Annotated in this window: 16 protein-coding genes; 5 read left to right on the top strand and 11 right to left on the bottom strand. The window is 70.5% G+C overall.

The window, feature by feature from the left end:
- From pstC to ACZ69M_RS17935, 5 genes are all read right to left on the bottom strand, one after another.
- Positions 1 to 1,005, bottom strand: a complete 1,005-nt coding sequence (gene pstC / locus ACZ69M_RS17955; RefSeq protein WP_470050977.1) for a phosphate ABC transporter permease subunit PstC — start codon at positions 1,003 to 1,005, stop codon at positions 1 to 3.
- 302 nt (positions 1,006 to 1,307) lie between these two features.
- Positions 1,308 to 2,387 carry a hypothetical protein gene (locus tag ACZ69M_RS17950; protein WP_470050840.1) on the bottom strand — a complete coding sequence of 360 codons (1,080 nt, stop codon included), beginning with the start codon at positions 2,385 to 2,387 and terminating at the stop codon, positions 1,308 to 1,310.
- An 80-nt stretch (positions 2,388 to 2,467) separates the two neighbouring features.
- Entirely contained in the window at positions 2,468 to 3,406 is a 939-nt protein-coding gene (locus tag ACZ69M_RS17945; RefSeq protein WP_470050838.1) for an N-acetylneuraminate synthase family protein, read from the bottom strand.
- Positions 3,407 to 3,420: 14 nt separating this feature from the next.
- Entirely contained in the window at positions 3,421 to 4,653 is a 1,233-nt protein-coding gene (locus tag ACZ69M_RS17940) for a cytidylyltransferase domain-containing protein (protein WP_470050836.1), read from the bottom strand.
- A gap of 74 nt (positions 4,654 to 4,727) precedes the next feature.
- Positions 4,728 to 6,035: a DUF6716 putative glycosyltransferase gene (locus ACZ69M_RS17935; RefSeq protein ID WP_470050834.1), complete on the bottom strand. Its 1,308-nt coding sequence runs from the start codon at positions 6,033 to 6,035 to the stop codon at positions 4,728 to 4,730.
- 198 nt (positions 6,036 to 6,233) lie between these two features.
- On the opposite strand from ACZ69M_RS17935, the gene ACZ69M_RS17930 reads away from it, so the two are divergent.
- From ACZ69M_RS17930 to ACZ69M_RS17920, 3 genes are all read left to right on the top strand, one after another.
- Positions 6,234 to 7,214 (top strand): glycosyltransferase family 2 protein, encoded by a 981-nt coding sequence (locus tag ACZ69M_RS17930; protein WP_054233676.1) that lies wholly within the window; start codon positions 6,234 to 6,236, stop codon positions 7,212 to 7,214.
- Entirely contained in the window at positions 7,211 to 8,545 is a 1,335-nt protein-coding gene (locus ACZ69M_RS17925) for an alpha-2,8-polysialyltransferase family protein (protein ID WP_470050832.1), read from the top strand. Before ACZ69M_RS17930 ends, ACZ69M_RS17925 begins: the two co-directional genes overlap by 4 nt.
- A gap of 165 nt (positions 8,546 to 8,710) precedes the next feature.
- Positions 8,711 to 9,895 carry an acyltransferase family protein gene (locus tag ACZ69M_RS17920; RefSeq protein ID WP_470050830.1) on the top strand — a complete coding sequence of 395 codons (1,185 nt, stop codon included), beginning with the start codon at positions 8,711 to 8,713 and terminating at the stop codon, positions 9,893 to 9,895.
- 14 nt (positions 9,896 to 9,909) lie between these two features.
- Here the strand turns inward: ACZ69M_RS17920 and ACZ69M_RS17915 are convergent, their stop codons facing one another.
- On the bottom strand, positions 9,910 to 10,560 hold the full coding sequence (locus ACZ69M_RS17915) for a TetR/AcrR family transcriptional regulator C-terminal domain-containing protein (RefSeq protein WP_470050828.1): 651 nt from the start codon (positions 10,558 to 10,560) through the stop codon (positions 9,910 to 9,912).
- Positions 10,561 to 10,690: 130 nt separating this feature from the next.
- On the opposite strand from ACZ69M_RS17915, the gene ACZ69M_RS17910 reads away from it, so the two are divergent.
- Positions 10,691 to 12,115: an FAD-dependent oxidoreductase gene (locus ACZ69M_RS17910; protein ID WP_470050976.1), complete on the top strand. Its 1,425-nt coding sequence runs from the start codon at positions 10,691 to 10,693 to the stop codon at positions 12,113 to 12,115.
- Positions 12,116 to 12,170: 55 nt separating this feature from the next.
- Here ACZ69M_RS17910 and leuE read toward each other — a convergent pair whose 3' ends face one another.
- From leuE to ACZ69M_RS17895, 3 genes are all read right to left on the bottom strand, one after another.
- Complete coding sequence (gene leuE / locus ACZ69M_RS17905; RefSeq protein WP_470050826.1) at positions 12,171 to 12,824, bottom strand: leucine efflux protein LeuE; 654 nt, start codon at positions 12,822 to 12,824, stop codon at positions 12,171 to 12,173.
- A gap of 51 nt (positions 12,825 to 12,875) precedes the next feature.
- A complete protein-coding gene (locus ACZ69M_RS17900; RefSeq protein ID WP_470050824.1) occupies positions 12,876 to 13,454 on the bottom strand; it encodes a Uma2 family endonuclease in 579 nt (192 codons plus the stop codon).
- 92 nt (positions 13,455 to 13,546) lie between these two features.
- Positions 13,547 to 15,127, bottom strand: coding sequence for an acyl-CoA mutase large subunit family protein (locus tag ACZ69M_RS17895; protein WP_470050822.1), 1,581 nt, complete (start codon positions 15,125 to 15,127; stop codon positions 13,547 to 13,549).
- Between the two features lie 249 nt (positions 15,128 to 15,376).
- Between ACZ69M_RS17895 and ACZ69M_RS17890 the strand changes: the two genes are divergently transcribed.
- Positions 15,377 to 16,195: a L,D-transpeptidase family protein gene (locus ACZ69M_RS17890; protein ID WP_470050821.1), complete on the top strand. Its 819-nt coding sequence runs from the start codon at positions 15,377 to 15,379 to the stop codon at positions 16,193 to 16,195.
- A 365-nt stretch (positions 16,196 to 16,560) separates the two neighbouring features.
- Here the strand turns inward: ACZ69M_RS17890 and ACZ69M_RS17885 are convergent, their stop codons facing one another.
- Both ACZ69M_RS17885 and ACZ69M_RS17880 read right to left on the bottom strand, forming a co-directional pair.
- Positions 16,561 to 17,598 carry a hypothetical protein gene (locus ACZ69M_RS17885; RefSeq protein ID WP_470050819.1) on the bottom strand — a complete coding sequence of 346 codons (1,038 nt, stop codon included), beginning with the start codon at positions 17,596 to 17,598 and terminating at the stop codon, positions 16,561 to 16,563.
- Complete coding sequence (locus tag ACZ69M_RS17880; RefSeq protein ID WP_099920998.1) at positions 17,598 to 18,272, bottom strand: RNA polymerase sigma factor; 675 nt, start codon at positions 18,270 to 18,272, stop codon at positions 17,598 to 17,600. The genes ACZ69M_RS17885 and ACZ69M_RS17880 overlap by 1 nt, the downstream gene beginning before the upstream one ends.
- Positions 18,273 to 18,487 lie beyond the last annotated feature (215 nt).

The raw sequence follows: 18,487 nt of genomic DNA, 5'->3' as shown, positions 1-18,487 counted from the left end.
TCATGCCTCGCTCTGTGCGCCGGACCGGGAGCGGGCCACGACCGAGGAGGCGGTGAAGTTGACCGCCAGGGTGAGCAGGAACAGCGCGAGGCCCGCCGCCATCAGCGCCGACATGCCGAAGGGGGAGGCGTCGCCGTAGTGCAGGGCGATCAGCGACGAGACCGAGTTCGCCCCGGTCTGCAGGATGTGCGGCTGGATGACGAACACCGGCGAGATGATCAGGTACACGGCGATGGTCTCGCCGAGCGCCCGGCCGAGGCCGAGCATCGTGCCGCCGATGATGCCGCCCTTGCCGTACGGCAGGACGACCGCGCGGATCATCCCCCAGCGGGTGGCGCCGAGCGCGTAGGCGCCCTCGCGTTCGCCGGCCGGGGCCTGGGCGAAGACCTCGCGCATCACCGAGCACTGGATCGGCGCGACCATCAGCGCGACGACGATCCCGGCGACGAAGGTGGAGGCGGTATAGACGCTGTCGGAAGCGAGCGGCTCGCCGGGCTGGGCTCCGTCCACGGTGAACAGCGGTATCCAGCCAAGCCAGGTGGACAGCCAGCGCGACAGTCCGATGACGTGCTGCTGGAGGAAGAACAGCCCCCACAGCCCGTACACGACCGACGGTACGGCCGCCATCAGGTCCACCATCGTCACCAGCGTGTAGCGCAGCCTGCGCGGTGCCACGTCGGTGATGAACAGCGCGGTCCCGATGGCCAGCGGCACCGAGATCGTCACCGCGACGACGGCGATCAGCAGGGTGCCGGTGAGCACGGCCGCGATGCCGAAGTTGTGGACGTCCGGCTGCCATGCGGTGGTGGTGAGGAAGGAGAAGCCGGTGGCCTTGAGGGCCTGACCGGCTCTCAGAAGCAGGAAGAGGCCAACTCCCGCCATGATGGCGAGGACAACGACACCGCTGGCTGTCAGTTGGTACCGGAAGATCCGGTCACCGGGTCCCCGAGCGGCGTACGGCCGCCGGGACGCGGGTCTGTCGGAGTCCGATCCGTCGGACTCCACATGTGCGGACGCCACGTGTGGTCCCCCCACTGCGTAAACGAAACAGGCGTGCGGCGACCGATTGGTGCCGTGCGGGGAGATTCAATGGCTGGATCGTGTCGGTCCCACGCGTGATCTGTGGACGAATGGCGAACACCATATGACTGTTCGGTGCGCCACCTGTGGAGGATGCGCGTAGACGTCACGGCACGCCCGGGCCGGGAACGCGGAAAGCCCGAGGGCCCGCCGGGCGGTGAACACCCGACGGGCCCCCGGGCCCGGAAAGTCCTGTATCTCCTGTATTTCTACCTCTGCCGCATCGCCTATATCGCCGCCACCGACGACAACCGGTGTACGTCCCGTGCCGTCCCCGTCACCCCGGACAGGAAGCCCTGGGCGCGCGGAGAGGCGTTCTCCGTCAGCCAGGCCGGGTCGATGTCGCAGACGGCGACGCGGACCTCGGTGCCGGCCAGCGCCAGCGGCAGCGTGTGGACGACCGTGGAGGGGAAGCTGAGGATCGTTCGGCCGATGGGGCCGCGGCGGGCGATCAGTTCCAGGGGGAGATCGGGGCGGACGATCTCCAGACCCGTCTCCGCGGCCAGCCGGTGGAGTTTTTCGGCGCTCTCGCGGCGGTGGGCGAAGTAGCGGGTGGCTCCGTGGGACTTGGCGAGGGTGCGGACCGCCTGGAGATAGCGCTCCCCGTCGACGACTCCCGTCTCGACGAGGGACGTGCCGACCAGGTCCGCGCCCTTGGTGATGCGGGGCGGCCCGAAGCGGGCCCGGGTCCAGGAGAAGTCGTTGGCGGTGACGCGCACACCGATCGGGGTCTCGTCGATCGGCATCGAGGAGAACACCTCGACCGTACGGCGTTCACTGGGCGTCAGCCGACGCCTGGCCGAAGAGGACACCGGGGCGAAGAGCAGGTCGCGCGGACCCGGGCGGCCGCCCTTGCGGTGCCAGCGGACCAGGCGTTCGCCACGGGCGAGCTGGGCGACGAACTCCATCGTCGCCGTGCCGTCGTCGACCACGACCAGGTCGGGGGCGCGGGTGATCGTCAGGAGGAGTTGCACATAGCGGGAGAACGGGTCTCCCATGACGATGCGGCGGGCCCTGCGCAGCAGCGGGGCGAGGCCGCCGATGGTGTGGAAGGGCGCCGTGGTGCCACCGCGCGCCTCCTCCCAGCGGACCGAGTGGCCCTCGTCGCGGGCCAGTTCGGCCATGCGGCGCAGTTGGCCACGGGTCATCGGGTCATTGGGGGACAGGACGACGAGGGTGAGCCCCGCGCCGGGCGCCGTGCCGTGATGGACAGAGGTGTGTGCCCATTCCAGCACGTTCAGGAGCTGTACCGGACTCTCGACGAAGGCGAGAGTGTGGGGGCCGGTGGATCCGGCGCGGGGGCTCATCGACGTACGACCGTCCTGTCGTAAGGAGTTGTCGTAGGGAGGTGGGAGGTAACGCGTGGGGGGTTCTGGAGGTCAGGACCTCAGACCGAGACCGGCTCGCCCGCGGCCGCGGCGATCTCGGCCTCGGCGACGACGCCCGTGACGCGGCGCAGCTTCTTCATGGGGCCGAGCTCGGACTCGTAGACCTTCTTGACGCCGTCGCCGAGGGAGGCCTCGATGGTGCGGATGTCGCGGACGAGGCGGGTGAGGCCCTGCGGCTCGACGGAGGCGGCCTGGTCGGAGCCCCACATCGCGCGGTCGAGGGTGATGTGACGCTCGACGAAGGTGGCGCCCAGGGCGACCGCGGCCAGCGTGGTCTGCAGGCCCGTCTCGTGGCCGGAGTAGCCGATCGGGACGTTCGGGTACTCGGCCTGGAGGGTGTTGATGACGCGGAGGTTGAGCTCCTCGGCCTTCGCCGGGTACGTCGAGGTGGCGTGGCAGAGCAGGATGTTGTCGCTGCCCAGGACCTCGACCGCGTGGCGGATCTGCTTCGGGGTCGACATGCCCGTGGAGAGGATGACCGTGCGGCCGGTGGCGCGCAGGGAGCGCAGCAGCTCGTCGTCGGTGAGGGACGCGGAGGCGACCTTGTGGGCGGGGACGTCGAACTTCTCGAGGAAGGCGACGGCCTCGGTGTCCCACGGGGAGGCGAACCAGTCGATGTTCTTGCTCTTGGCGTACTCGTCGATCTGGCGGTACTCGTCCTCACCGAACTCCACGCGGTGGCGGTAGTCGATGTAGGTCATGCGGCCCCAGGGGGTGTCGCGCTCGATGTCCCACTGGTCGCGCGGGGTGCAGATCTCCGGGGTGCGCTTCTGGAACTTGACCGCGTCGCAGCCGGCCTCGGCGGCGGCGTCGATCAGCTTGAAGGCGTTCTCGAGCTCGCCGTTGTGGTTGATGCCGATCTCGCCGACGACGTAGACGGGGTGGCCGGGACCGGCGGTCTTCGAACCGAACTGGCGCAGACGGGAGTTGGTGCTCATGGTGGAGAAGTTCCTTACTTGTCGAGGGAGTCGAGAGAAGGGCCGAGGATCCAGCTGGCGATCTCTCGGATCGCGCCGTCGCCGCCGGGGACGGTGGTGACCGCGCGTGCGGCGCCGCGCACGACGTCGTGGGCGCTCGCGACCGCCACGGGCCAGCCCACGAGGGCGAAGCACGGGAGGTCGTTGACGTCGTTGCCGACGTAGAGCACGCGCTCAGGCGCGATGCCCTGCTCCTCGCACCACTGCTTCAGTGCGAGGTCCTTGCGGTCGATGCCGTGCAGCACGGGGATCTGGAGCTTCCGTGCGCGGGCGGCGACGACCGGGTTCTTTTCCGAGGACAGGATCAGCATCGTCAGCCCGCTCTTGCGGAGGGCGGCGATACCGAGGCCGTCCCCGCGGTGCACGGAGACGAACTCCCGTCCGTCGGAGTCGATCAGCACCCTGTCGTCGGTCTGGGTGCCGTCGAAGTCGAGGACGACCGCGTCGATGTCTTCCGCGGTCGGGAGCGAACCGGGTCGGTTCGCGTCGAAGAGGGGGGCCAGCGCGCGGGCGCGGGCGAGGTCGTGCGGGTCGTCGATCTCCAGCACGCGGGCCGGGTCGGTGCGCACGAGCTCCGTGCGGCCGAAGAAGCGGTGCTGGTGCTTGCGCAGGCCTGCCGCGTCCATGGCGTAGGCCGCGCCGGTCTCCAGGAGGTCCTGGGGCCGGTCCTGGCGGCGGGGCCGGAAGGACTTGTCGTGGTTGACGCCGTTGCCGCCCTCGGTGGACTCCTCGGCGGCGTCGCGCCAGATGAAGCCGTGGAAGTTGGCCACCGTCAGCGCGGTGTCGGCGCCGTTCTCGGCGACCGCCCCGGCGACCCCGTCGATGTCCTCCCGCGTGATGAACGGGCTGGTGCACTGGACGAGCAGGACCACGTCGACCGCGGATCCGTGCAGCGCCTCGTGGGCGTCCAGGGCGTGCAGGACGGCGGCCTCGGAGGTGGCGGTGTCGCCGGCGATGGCGGCGGGGCGCAGGACGACCTCGGCGCCCGCCTCGCGGGCGGCGGCGGCGATCGCCTGGTCGTCGGTGGAGACCACGACGTCCGTGACGAGCCGCGTCGCCCGGCACTCGCGCACCGCGCGGGCCACCAGCGGCACTCCGCCGACCGGCAGGAGGTTCTTGGCGGGGACGCCCTTGGAGCCGCCGCGCGCGGGAATCACCGCGAGCACCCGGCGCACCGGCGCCGCGTGACCCGCTTCCGAGTTGGTCATGCGCTGTTCTCCTTGACGAGGGACACGGGGGAAGGCTTGAGGGACCGGCGGAAGGCCTGAGGGATCGGCGGCGGTCACAGCTCCCCCATCCGCCGGATCACGGGGGCCACGCGCTGCACTCCGTGGCGGTAGGCGCCGCGGGCCGCCCGGCGGACGATCTGCCGTACGGGGCTGGGCTCCTTGTCGGCCGCGGGGGCGCCGGGCAGCGGGCTGCCGTCCGGGGCGAGGTGGTGGCGGGCGAGGATCTCGGGGAGGTAGCCGGGGGCGGTGACGGGCGTGTAGTAGGGGGCGAGGGGCAGCAGTCCGGGGGCCGCCAGCAGGCCGGTGATCCGGGCGCGCGCCTCGTCGAAGGCCGTCTCGTACGACCCGTCGGCGGCAACGCCCTGGCGGGCCACCCACACCGGGTCGGGCGCCGGCTCGTGTCCGGCGTCGAGCTGGTCCCAGGAGGCGAGGCAGCCTGAGCCCACGAAGTGGTGGTTACCGAGCGCCTCGCGCACCCCGAGGTCGCTCAGGACGACGGTGGGGATGCGGCGGTGCAGGGACTCCAGGGCCGCCGTGGAGCTGATGGTGACCAGCAGGTCGGTGCGGTCGAGCACCTCACCCATGTGGCCGTACACCAGCCGGAAGTTGGCGGGCAGGTCGGTCTTCTGCGCCAGCTTCTGGTAGGGCAGTTCCTCGATGTGCGTGGTGTGCTCGCCCGGCTTGGAGCGCAGCTTCAGCAGCACCTCGCGGTCCGGGTGGAGGCGGGCGTGCTGGATCAGCCGGTTCAGCAGGTACGTACGGTCCTTGCGGTTCTCCGGGACCGAGGGCTGGGCGGCGAAGACGACCGTGTACGGGTCGTGCTTCTCGTAGGCGGCGCCCCCCAGGAAGGGCAGCGCCACCTCCGTCACCGAGGAGGCGTCGGCGCCCACTCCCTCGTACACGGCCCGGAAGCGTTCCGCGTCCTGTCGGGAGTTCGCGAGGACGAGGTCCGCGCCGTGCCGCAGCAGCAGGCCGTCGGCGAGCTTCTCGTAGACGACGCCGACATAGCCGGTGACGACCACGGGCCGCTTGCTCCGTCCCTCCCACACGTGCGCCAGGCCGTGCAGGATCGCCTGCACACCGCCGCCCACGAGGGCGATGACGAGGACGTCGTACGGCTCCCCTTCCATGGCGCGCAGGAATTCGACGGCAGTGACCTCGCGGAGGGAATCCGCGCGGACGCCGACTTCTTCGAGCTGGCGGGCGGTGGGGGTGGCTCGGCCACGCAGGAGATAACCGTCGAGCAGAATGTCCGATTCAGCCGGTGAAATGCGATTCGCGGTGAGCGAACCCCATTTCCACCGGGTGTCGGAATCCGCGAGAACGGCGACCCGCAGGGACTTCCTGGTACTTGCTGGCACGTCCAAGACGCTAGGAAGCCATTCCGAGTTGCGGCCCAACCTGAATGCAACAAACGGTTAACAGCACATCGACGAATGGCGAATCAGGCCGCGATCGAGCCGGAAATCAGCTGGGTTCACTGCTTCGCCACGCGTCGTTCACCTGACATCTCACCAACGGTCAAGACGAATGCCGGGCCGCCGCCTAACGTCACGTGGGTGGTCAAGCTCTCCGTCATCGTGCCGTTCTACAACGTGCAGCAATATGCACCCGACACCTTGAAGAGCCTGCGTGCGAACGCACGTGAGGACTTCGAATTCGTTCTCGTGGACGACTGTTCACGAGACGAGACTCCGGACATTCTCGCGCGCGCGGAGCGCGAGCTCCCCGGCGCGGTGTATGTCAGACACGAGAAGAACGGAGGACTGGCGACCGCGCGCAACACGGGCATCGACGCGGCGCACGGCGAATACCTCACGTTCCTCGACGGGGACGACTGGCTCGCCCCCGGCTATTACGAACAACTTGTTGCCTCCATCGAACAGCTGGGCTGCGACTTCGTCCGTACGGACCATGTCCAGTGCACCGCGCGGGCCCGCACCATCCACAGGGTCCCGCACGGCCGTCGCGGAGTGGTACTGAACCCCCGCGACGCGATACTGCCCGCCGACCGCTCCACCTCCGTCGACTACGCCTACGCCTGGGCGGGCATCTACCACCGCCGGCTGGTCGACCGGGGGCTGCTGCACTTCACCGACGGCCTGCGGACGGCCGAGGACCGGCCCTGGATCTGGAAGCTGCACCGGGAGGCGGAATCCTTCGCCACGGTGGGGCTTCTCGGTGTGTTCTACCGGCGTGGTGTGGCCTCCTCCCTCACCCAGATCGGGGACGTGCGCCAGCTCGACTTCATTCGGGCGTTCGACCAGGTGGTGGCGGAAACCGCGGCGGACCGCGACGCCGAAAAACTCCTGCCCAAGGCCGTGCGCACCTATTGCGCGATTATTTCCCATCATCTGGGATCCATCGAAAGGTTCGAGCCGGCAGTGGCACGGAAACTGAAGTCGATGAGCGCCGTCGCTCTGCGGAACATGCCGCAGGACGTGCTCGACGACGCCCTCGACTCGATGGACGTGCAGCGCGCCACGCGGCTGCGCCGGCTGCGCCGCCGTCCGGCTTCCACCACGGGGGTGGCCGCGTGACCACCCAGATCTTCATGGCGTCCACGCTGTACGGCACGGCCACGCTCGCCGCGGCCCTGGACACCGACTGCTTCCGCCCCGCCGGCCGGCGCATCCTGCTCGTCTCCAACAACGCGGCGACGCCCGAGACGACGCCCGGCCTCGACGAGATGCCGGGGTTCGAGCAGCTGCGCAGCCGCTTCGACGACGTCATCTCGTGGAACGAGACCATCTCCCCCTTCCACCCGGGCGGCTGGGCCCCGCGGCCCGACGACGTCCCCCTGTGGGAGCGGCATCTGCGGCTCGCCTGGAACCTCGGCGACGACGACATCGAGCTGGCCGTCGAGTCGATCCAGGTCAACCCGGCGCTCGGCATCTCGCAGATCTTCATGGGCGCGCCCGTCACCGTGTACGCGGACGGCCTGATGAGCTACGGCCCCACCCGCAACAAGATCGACCCGCTGGTCGGCACGCGCGTGACCCGCCTGCTCCACCTGGACCTCGTCCCCGGCCTCAAGCCGCTGCTCCTCACCGAGTTCGGCGTCGAGCCGGAGATCGTGCCGACGGACGCGTTCTCGAAGGTGCTCGCCGAGCTGGTCGACACCGGCGACGAGCTGCCCTTCGTCGACGAACCGGCCCTCCTGCTCGGCCAGTACCTCTCCGCGCTGGACATCCTCACCGCCGAGGAGGAGGAGAACCTCCACGTACGGATGCTGAAGGGCGCCCTCGCGCTCGGCCACACGCGCGTGGTGTTCAAGCCGCACCCTTCGGCCCCGGCCCGCTGGTCGCGCCTGCTGGAGAAGGAGGCCGAGAAGCTCGGCGCCGACCTCACCGTGCTCGACACCCCGGTCCTCGCCGAGGTGCTCTACCAGCGGATGCGCCCCGCCCTGGTGGTCGGCTGCTTCTCGACCGCGCTGCTCACCGCCTCGGCGCTTTACGGCCTCCCGGTCGCCCGCGTCGGCACCGGCCCCCTGCTCGACCGTCTCACACCGTACGAGAACAGCAACCGCGTCCCCGTCACGATCGTGGACGCGCTGCTGCCCGAACTGACGGACGAGTCGGCGGTCAACGAACAGCGCCAGGGCATGGACGTGACGGCACTGACGGACCTCGTCCGGGCCGTCGGCTTCGCGATGCAGCCGAAGATCTACCCGGACCTGCGCCCGGCCGCCGAGGCCTACCTGACCAGTCATCTGAACCACCACACCCGGCGTTACTTCAAGCGCAAGCGCCTCACCTCGCTGGCGCTGCCCGGCGCGGTCCCGGCGCAGCTGGCGTTCATCCCGCGCAACGCCACCGTGCGCCGCGTGGCACGCCGCGCCCGCTCGCTGAAGCGGGCGGTAGGTCGCTGATCCGGTTCCTGGGCCGGGCCGCCGCGGGCCGGCCCGGGAACCGGAAACGACATACAGGTGAACACGCACAGACCGTCGGACGAATCGTCGGTCGTACGGCCAGGTAAACCTTATTAATCGGATTAGTGTGCTGTGGGTCCACTGAGTCCCGTTGAGGGGAAACCTGTGATCGACTCGCGCGAGGCCGTCCAAGTGGCCTCCACGGGCACCGTGGCCCGCACCGTCCTGCCGCCCACGGACGCACCGCCCCCCGCGAAACCGGCCAAGCCCCGCGAGACGCGGCTGCGCGCACTGGACGGACTGCGGCTGGTCGCCGCGCTGATGGTGGCCGCGTACCACTACGGCGGGCGCGACGGCGAGGTCGCGAAAGCCTGGGGCAGCTCGCCGCGCCATCAGTTCCCCGTGCTGCACGGGTACTTCGCGTACGGCTGCCTGGGCGTCCAGGTGTTCTTCGTGATCAGTGGCTTCGTCATCTGCATGAGCGGCTGGGGCCGCCCGCTGCGCTCGTTCTTCGCCTCCCGCGCCTCCCGGCTGCTGCCCGCGTACTGGGCCGCCATCATCCTGGTGACGGTGGTGTTCGCGCTGCCGATGGTCGCGTTCAAGACGGTCTCGCCGAGCGACACCCTGGTCAACTTCACGATGCTGCAGTACCCGCTCGGCGTCGACCGGGTGCTGGGCGTGTGCTGGACGCTGTGGGCGGAGGTCCGCTTCTACGCCCTCTTCGCGCTGTGCATCGTGCTGCCCGGCGCGAACCGCCGCCGCGTGATCATGTTCTGTGCCGGCTGGACGCTGGCCTACGTCATCGCGCAGGGCGCCAAGATGCCGCTGCTGGACATCGTCCTGATGCCCGAGTACGCGCCGTACTTCATCGGCGGCGTCGGCCTCTACCTGGTGCACCGCGACCGCAAGGACGTGTACGCCTGGGGCATCGTGGCCGTGAGCTGGCTGATCGGCCAGCACTACGCGGTGCAGGGGCTGTGGCACGCCCCGCAGGCGGGCGGCTTCTCCTACCGCACCACCTACGGCATCGTCCTCGTCGTCACCTTCGGCTACGTCGCGGTCGCCGCGATCGCCCTGGGCTGGCTGCGCTGGGCCAACTGGCGCTGGCTGACGGTCGCGGGCGCGCTGACGTACCCCTTCTACCTCGTCCACGAACACCTGGGCTGGGTCGTCATCAAGGCCCTCCACCAGGGGCTGCACATCCCGTCGTACGCCACGTTCCTGCTGACGGCGGCGAGCATGCTGGTGCTGGCCTGGCTGCTCAACCGGTACGTGGAGAACTGGCTGACGCCCAAACTGCGCACGGCGCTGGCGAAGCCCCGGCCGACCGTGGGGGCGTCCCGGCCGTAGGGCGCACCGCGGGGTCAGCCGATCCCGTAGCGCGTACCGATCCCCGCGATCACCAGGGCCAGCCCTTCTTCGAAGTGCTGGTCGTAGTCCTCGAACATCTCCGCGCCCGCCGCGGCCGACAGAGGGAAGTCGGCCATCCGGCGGGCGCGGTCGTCCACGTCGTATCCCGCGCGGCGCTCCCCGGGAAGCGGCTGGACGCCCTGCTCCTCGGTGACGAACCCGAGGGTGTAGAAGTAGGCCGTCGTGGCCGCCCGGACCGCCTGGGCGAGGGTGAGGCCCGCGTCCGTGAGCAGGCGCAGGTGCTGTTCCATCTCGACCGCATGCAGAGTGCCGGTGAAGCGTGAGCCGCTGAAGACCCTGGCACCGTCGCGGTAGCTCAGCAGCGCGGCGCGCAGTGCGCGGTTGGCCGCCAGGAGCCGCTCCTGCCAGGTGGCGCCGGAGTCGACCGGCGCGGCCTCGGTCATCCGGCGGTACATCTCCGTCGCCATCTCGTCGAGCAGCGCCTGTTTGTCCTTGAAGTGCCAGTACAGGGCGGGCGCCTTGACGTCCAGCTCCTTGGCGATGGCGCGCAGGGTCAGGCCCTCGAGTCCCCCCTCGTTCAGGAGTCTCAGGGCGGTGTCCGCGACGCGCTTGCGGTCGAGCGGCGCTCTTCGTTCCGTACTCACACTTGACAACTTAACACCGTTAAGGTCACGCTCGGAAACGCCGGAACTTAACAGCGTTAAGGAGAGTGTGGTCATGGCAGCACAGGCAACGGTGACGGGCGCGGGCGCGGGCCGGAACATCGGCTCGGACGTGGACGTGGACGTTCTGATCGTGGGGGCGGGCCCCGCCGGTCTCGCCCTCGGCGTCGACCTCGCCCGGCGCGGGGTGGACGCGCTCGTCGTGGAGCGGACCGACGGCCTGTTCCCCGGGTCGCGCGGCAAGGGCATCCAGCCGCGCACGGTGGAGGTCTTCGAGGACCTCGGCGTACTCGACGCGATCCGCGCGGCCGGCGGCCCCTACCCGGTCGGGTTGATCTGGCAGGACGGGAAGCCGCAGGGCGAGCACCGGATGTTCGACCCGGCCGAGGCGAGCGACGGTTCGCCGTACGCCGAGCCGTGGATGGTGCCGCAGTGGCGTACGCAGGAGATCCTCTTCGCGCGCCTCGTCGAACTGGGCGCAGGCGTCGCCTTCGGGCGCGAACTGCTGACGATCGCCCAGGATCCGGACGGGGTGACGGCCCACTTCGCCGCCGGCGCCCCCGTCCGCGCGCGGTACCTCGTCGGTGCCGACGGCGGCCGCTCGACCGTGCGGCGCGGGCTCAGGATCGCCATGTCCGGCGAGACGGTCGACCCGCATCCGGCGCTGGTGGCCGACATCCGTGTCACGGGCCTGGACCGCGACCACTGGCACGTGTTCCAGCCCCGGGACGACGACGGCTTCCTGGCGATCTGCCCGCTCGCCGGCACCGAGGACTTCCAGCTCGCCGCCCGGTTCCCGGAGGGGACCGCACCCGATCTGTCCCTGGAGGGCGTACGGAAGGTCGTCGCCGCCCGCTCGCACCTCGCCCCCGAGGCCGTGACCGAGGTGCGCTGGGCCTCGGACTTCCGCCCGCGGGCGGCGCTGGCGGACCGCTTCCGCGCGGGGCGGGTCTTCCTTGCCGGGGACGCGGCCCACATCCACTCCCCGGCCGGCGGCCAGGGCCTCAACACCAGCGTCCAGGACGCCTACAACCTGGGCTGGAAACTGGGCGCGGTGCTGGGCGACGGCGCCCCCGAGGCACTCCTCGACTCCTATGAGGAGGAACGGCGGCCCGTCGCCGCGCACATGCTCGGCCTGTCCACGGCCGTCCACCGCGGCGAGACCCGGCGCAGCACGCAGACGACGGGCCAACTCGGCCTGGGCTACCGGGACTCGTCACTCTCGACGGACCTGCGCGAGGGCCTCCCGGAGAACGCCCTGCGGGCCGGCGACCGCGCCCCGGACGGCCCTCTCCCCGACGGCACCCGGCTCTTCGACGCCTTCCGCGGCCCCCAGTGGACCCTGCTCGCGGCCGGCCCCGGAACCCAGGCGCCCGCACTCCCCGTCCGTACGGTCGGCATCCCCGCGTACGAGTCCTACGGCACCGGCCTCTTCCTGATCCGCCCCGACGGTTACGTGGGATGGACGGGCGACACGGCTTCGGGGCTACGGGAGTACGCGACGCGCCTGGGTGTCCTCGGCCGGGTCCTGTCCTAGGCGGTTCGGCCGCGCCCTGAAGGGGCGCGGGGAACTGGTACCGCCGGCGGAGCGCTCAGGCGCTGGCGAGGGTGAGCTTCACGGCGAAGCCCAGGAACAGGGCGCCCGCCGCCGTCGTGGCTCCCGCCGAGAGCCGCTTGCGCCGCCGGAAGGCCGCCGCCAGCTTCGTCCCGCTGAAGATCAGCGCGGTGAGGTACAGGAAGCTGGCGAGCTGGGCGAAGGCACCGAGGACGACGAAGGAAAGAGCAGGGTAGGCGTAGCCCGGGTCCACGAACTGCACGAAGAAGGCGACGAAGAACAGGATCGCCTTCGGGTTGAACAGGCTGATCACCAGCGCCCGCCGGTAGGGCCGCTCCTCGGCGGCCGGTGCGGCGGCGGCCTCGCTCTCCTCGGCCCGCTCGTGCCGGGTGCGCCACATGCCCCACGCGGCGCGCAGCATCCCGATCGCCAGCCATGTCAGATATCCGGCCCCGGCGTACTTCACGATCCCGAACAGCACGGCGTTGGCCTGCAGCAGCGAGGCGACTCCGGCCGCGGACAGGGTCATCAGCACGGTGTCCCCGCACCAGACACCCGCGGCGGCCGTGTACCCCGTGCGTACGCCCTTGCGGGCGGCGACGGACAGCACGTACAGCGAGTTCGGCCCGGGGAGCAGAACGATCAGCACAAGTCCCGCGAGATAGGTCGGGAGGTCGATAACACCAAGCATGGGGTGGAGTGTCGCACGGGAGTACGACACTCCACCTTCGGGCGTCGGTGGTCAGTCGCCGTCGAGGAGGGTGTCGACGGCGAGGTCGAGGCTGACACCGACGGAGTCGGGGACCGGAACGCTCTGACCGCGCTTGAAGCGCTGGGGGGCGTCGTACTTCCCGTCGACCGGGTCCTGGTAGAGGAGCACCTCGTCGTGCTTGCGGTCGACCACGATGTAGACCGGGATGCCGGCCTCCGCGTAACTCTCGACCTTGGGGCCCAGGTCATCGGACCAGTTCGAGGATGTCACTTCCATGACCAGGCGGAAGACGTTCGGGGCGTAGCAGTTCTTCTGGACCACAGCGTCACGGAAGTCCTCGTCGACGACCGAGAAGTCCGGGATCGCGTAGTCGTCAGGCAACGCAGGCAGCCAGAGGCCGATGCCCTGGACATACCTGAGCCCGGCCTTCCGTGCCCCCGCCCCATCGAACGCTACGACCAGCCAAGACAACGACAGCGCATGCGAGCCGTCCGGCGGCGGTGTCACAATGAGCCTCCCCTGGAGAATCTCCACACGGTGCCCAGGCAGTGCACTGGAGAGCAGGTCGGCGGCTTCGCCCAACGTCAGCTCGTGTTGCATTACGGCCACGGCATCCTCCTTTTCAGGGGTCACTCTTCATGAGCGTATCGGGGGGCGTGCGCTTACCGCCCCCGATCACCCAAACGGGGCAATCACCCAGCTCAGAACGCATCACTCGGTACATACGTCCCCCAAACCCCCCGCAACGCGTTGCACACCTCGCCCACCGTCGCGCGGGCGCGCAGGGCGTCCTTCATGGGGTAGAGGACGTTGTCCGTGCCCTCGGCCGCCTTCCTGAGGTGGGCGAGGGCCGCGTCCACCGCCGACCGGTCGCGCTCGGCGCGGAGTTTGGTGAGGCGTTCGGCCTGCTGGGCCTCGATGGCGGGGTCCACGCGGAGAGGCTCGTACGGCTCCTCCTCGTCGAGCTGGAAACGGTTGACGCCGACCACGACCCGCTCACCGGAGTCGGTCTCCTGCGCGATCCGGTACGCGCTGCGCTCGATCTCGCCCTTCTGGAAGCCGTGCTCGATCGCGGACACCGCGCCGCCCAGCTCCTCGACCCTCGCCATCAGTTCGACCGTGGCCGCCTCGACGTCGTCGGTCATCCTCTCGATGACGTAACTGCCGGCGAAGGGGTCGACCGTCGCCGTCACGTCCGTCTCGTACGCCAGGACCTGCTGCGTCCGCAGCGCCAGACGCGCGCTCTTGTCCGTCGGGAGCGCGATCGCCTCGTCGAAGGAGTTGGTGTGCAGGGACTGCGTGCCGCCGAGGACCGCGCCCAGGCCCTGGACCGCGACGCGCACCAGGTTCACCTCCGGCTGCTGGGCGGTCAGCTGGACCCCGGCGGTCTGGGTGTGGAAGCGCAGCATCAGCGACTTCGGGTTCTTCGCGCCGAACTCCTCCCGCATCACCCGCGCCCAGATGCGCCTGGCCGCACGGAACTTCGCGACCTCCTCCAGGATCGTCGTACGGGCGACGAAGAAGAAGGACAGGCGGGGGGCGAAGTCGTCGACGTCCATGCCGGCGGCGACGGCCGTGCGGACGTACTCGATGCCGTCGGCGAGGGTGAACGCGATCTCCTGCGCGGGCGAGGCACCGGCCTCGGCCATGTGGTAGCCGGAGATCGAGATCGTGTTCCACTTCGGGATCTCGGCCTTGCAGTACTTGAAGATGTCCGCGATCAGCCGCAGGGAGGGCTTGGGCGGGAAGATGTACGTGCCGCGCGCGATGTACTCCTTGAGCACGTCGTTCTGGATCGTGCCCGTCAGCTGGTCGGCCGGGACGCCCTGCTCCTCCCCCACCAGCTGGTACATGAGCAGGAGCAGCGCCGCGGGGGCGTTGATCGTCATCGACGTGGACACCTTGTCCAGCGGGATGCCGCCGAACAGGATCCGCATGTCCTCCACCGAGTCGATGGCCACCCCGACCTTGCCGACCTCGCCGTGCGCGATCGGCGCGTCCGAGTCGTGGCCCATCTGGGTGGGCAGGTCGAAGGCGACCGACAGGCCCATCGTGCCGTTCGCGATCAGCTGCTTGTAGCGCGCGTTCGACTCCACGGCCGTGCCGAAGCCCGCGTACTGGCGCATCGTCCACGGGCGGCCCGTGTACATCGACGGGTAGACACCGCGGGTGAAGGGGTACGCGCCCGGCTCGCCCAGCTTCTCGGCCGGGTCCCAGCCCTCCAGGACCTCGGGTCCGTAGAGCGGTTCGATGGGCAGTCCGGACTCCGACTCGCGCGCCATTGCTGTGCCTCCCACTGAAGTTACCTACCGGTAGGTCCGACCTTCGCCACGGACTGTAGCGGCGGCCGTGCGCGGGATGGAGAGGACCGCGCTGGGACCTTGCTCACAGGCTTCATCGCTCTCAGGATTCATTGTTCACACGCTTCATTCCCCAGGATGGCGCGTCGTTCGCAACCGGGCGCGCGTGGGGAGCATCTCAGGGAACACGACGACGCACCGGGGGTTGGAATGCGTACGACTGGGACGGGTATGGGGAGATCGCTGGCAGCCCTCGTGGCGCTCGTCGCGGTGAGCGGCTGTACGGCCCAGGCCGTGGACGCGCACGGGAGCACGCAGGGAAGGACGCCGGGCAGCGCGCCGCCGTCCGCCTCGAAGCCGGACCGTTCGGCCACGCCCGGGGACGACAAGCCGGGCGGCACGACACCGTCCGCCGCCCCCAAGGTCCTCTGGTCCCACGGCGACAAGGGGAACGACGTCCGTGAGGTCCAGGCCCGGCTGCACCAGCTCGCCTGGCTCATCCCGGCGCCGACGGGGACGTACGACACCCCGACGGTCAGCGCGGTGAAGGGGTTCCAGGGCAAGCGCGGGCTGCCGCGGACCGGCGAACTGGACGCCGTCACCTGGGAGCGGCTGCGCGGGATGACGCACAAGCCGGCCGCGTGGGAGCTGTACCCGTACGGCGGGCAGCCCGCCGCGCGGCCCGACCCGCGCTGTATGACGGGCCGGGTGCTGTGCGTCAGCAAGACGAGCCGCACCCTGCGCTGGATGATCGACGGGAAGTCGGTCTCGGAGATGGACGTGCGGTTCGGCTCGCAGTACACGCCGACCCGGGAAGGGGTCTTCAGCGTGTCCTTCAAATCGCGCTACCACGTGTCGACGATCTACCACACGTCCATGCCGTACGCGATGTTCTTCAGCGGCGGCCAGGCGGTCCACTACTCCGCCGACTTCGCGGCCCGCGGCTACTACGGCGCCTCGCACGGCTGCGTCAACGTACGGGACGAGGGGAAGATCGCGGCGCTGTTCGCGCAGGTCCGGACCGGGGACAAGGTCGTCGTCTACTGGTGACGCCGGCCCGGAGGGGGCCCGAGGAGTGATGGGGCGCGGGCGGGACCGGGGGAACGTGTCCCGCCCGCGCCGATGTGCACCAGGCCTGGGTACGGGGGGAACCCCGGCTCAGTGCGACGGCCGATGACCAGTCGGCTCACCCAGTACTGCGTCGGCGCGGCCGAAAACGTCACACCCGGGCGGAAGAAAATTCCGAGGGGGCGAGAAACCGCAGGTCAAATGGATGATTGCGGGGCGCCCGGAGTCCGGGTGGCTGAGAACATACCGGGCCGGATGGCAGAAAGTTCACCCAGAAGGCCGCCAGCGGCGACTGCCCAGAGGGCCGGCCTGAGCAGTGACTGCCGAGGGCCGACCTCAGCGACCGCTCAGAGAGCCGACCGCAGCGGCGCGACGACCGAGCTCGGCGACGGGGCGAGGATCCCGTTGTGGCCGTGGTGGCCCCCCGAGCCCGTGTGACCGTCACCGCCGTTGTCCCCGCCACCGGAGCCGCTGCCCGAGCCGTCGCCGGTACCGCCCCCGGCACCCTGGCCGGAGCCGGAGTCCGAGCCCTGGTCGCCCTGCCCGCCCCGGTCCTCGCCCCCGTTGGAGCCCGTCCGTGCCAGGACGCCCTTGCAGTACTTCGTCACGCGCCGGCCGCCGCCCGCGGCGTCCACCAGGACACGTCTGCGGCCGGACTCCAGGGTCTTGCCGTCCAGCACGTCGCGGCAGTACGAGCGTGTCCTGGCCCACCACTCGCGGGTGCGGGCCGACCGCCCCGCGCCGTCGGAGGAGTCGGGCTGTCCGCTCGGCGCGCCGGGCCCCCGGGCCTCGTCGTCGCCGGAGCCGGCACCGGCCGGCGCGCTCGTGGTGGCGCCCGGGACCGGCGTCTGGGAACCGTCCGCCTTGGACACTCCCGGCGACGGCGAGAGGGACGGCTGCCGCGGTGTCTGTGCCGCGGAAATCGTCGCGGCCGGGTGCGGCGAGTCGTCACGGAACGGAGTCGGCAGGACTCCGGTTCCGGCCGCGACGGCGACCCCGCCGATCATCCCCGCGGCCAGCGCGGCGACGATCCCGAGGCGCACCGGACGGCCCCAACGGGGCCCCCGCGGGGCCGGAACCGGACGGCCCAGCCGGACGAGACCCGCGTCGGCCGAGTGGGCCGCGGCACCCGGGCGCACCCGGGCGCCGCGCTGGGCGACCTCGCCGCTCCGGCCCGCTCGCGCCTGCTGGAACGCGGCCAACGCGACCGCCTCGCCAGGGAGTTCGGCACTGGTCGGCGCGGGTTCGGGGGCCAGCGCACCGAGCACGTCGGCGAGCCGCTTGGCCCGGCCCTGGGTGTCGGCGTCGACGGCTTCCAGCGGCTCACCACGCAGCAGACGCTCCGCGGCGTCACGGTCCAGCCACTTGTCCTGCTCGTCGGCCATCACATGTCCTTCTGCGTCCGCGAACGCGTATGCGTCACACCCGCGGACGTCACCGCGCGTGTGCGCGACTCTGTTCGTGACTCTCTTTGAGGGGGGACGGCACCGAGGCCGCCTGCGGATTCCGGATCCGCGCCGAGCAGTTCCGCGAGCCGCTTGAGACCGCGGTGCGCCGCGGTGCGGACGGCTCCGGGGCGCTTGCCGAGGGTCTCGGCCGCGGTCTTGGCGTCGAGGCCGACGACCACGCGCAGCACGACGGCCTCCGCCTGGTCCTGGGGGAGTTGGGCGATCAGCGAGAGGGTGCTGTCGGTGGCCAGCGCCTCGATCGCCTCGCCCGCGGTGTCGGAATCCCCGGCCTTCGCGGTCAGTTCCGTCTCGTCACCGCCGATCGCGGGGCGGCGCCCGCGCATGCGTATGTGGTCGAGGGCGCGGTTGCGGGCGATCCGGGCGGCCCAGCCACGGAAGCGGTCCGCGTCACCGCTGAACCTCTCCAGGTCACGGGCGATCTGCAACCAGGCCTCGGACGTGACGTCCTCCGCGTCCGGGTCGCCGACCAGCGTTCGTACATATCCGAGCAGCCGTGGGTGCACCGAGCGGTACACAGTCCGGAACGCGGTCTCGTCCCCGTCCTGTGCCGCAAGCACCGCGGCGGTCAGCTCCGCGTCGTCCCCCAGCACCGCGCGCACGCCTCTCTGCGCCTCAACCGGCGCCGCTCTCGCGGACCGGGTTTCTCGCCGTCGTGGTTTCGCAATTGATGGTTGCGGTCTCAGGTCCCTCGTGGTTGCGGTTGCCCGTCGCCCCGCACCGGCGCGAATGGCACGTTACGGCCTGAAACCGCTCCCCGTCCATGTTCGTACAGGATGCAACTAACTGGTGACACAGCGAGGTGTGA

The sequence above is a fragment of the Streptomyces sp. NPDC107454 genome, from assembly GCF_055582885.1.
Note: the sequence above shows the minus strand (reverse complement) of the source record. Positions and strands in the feature narration are given on the sequence as shown.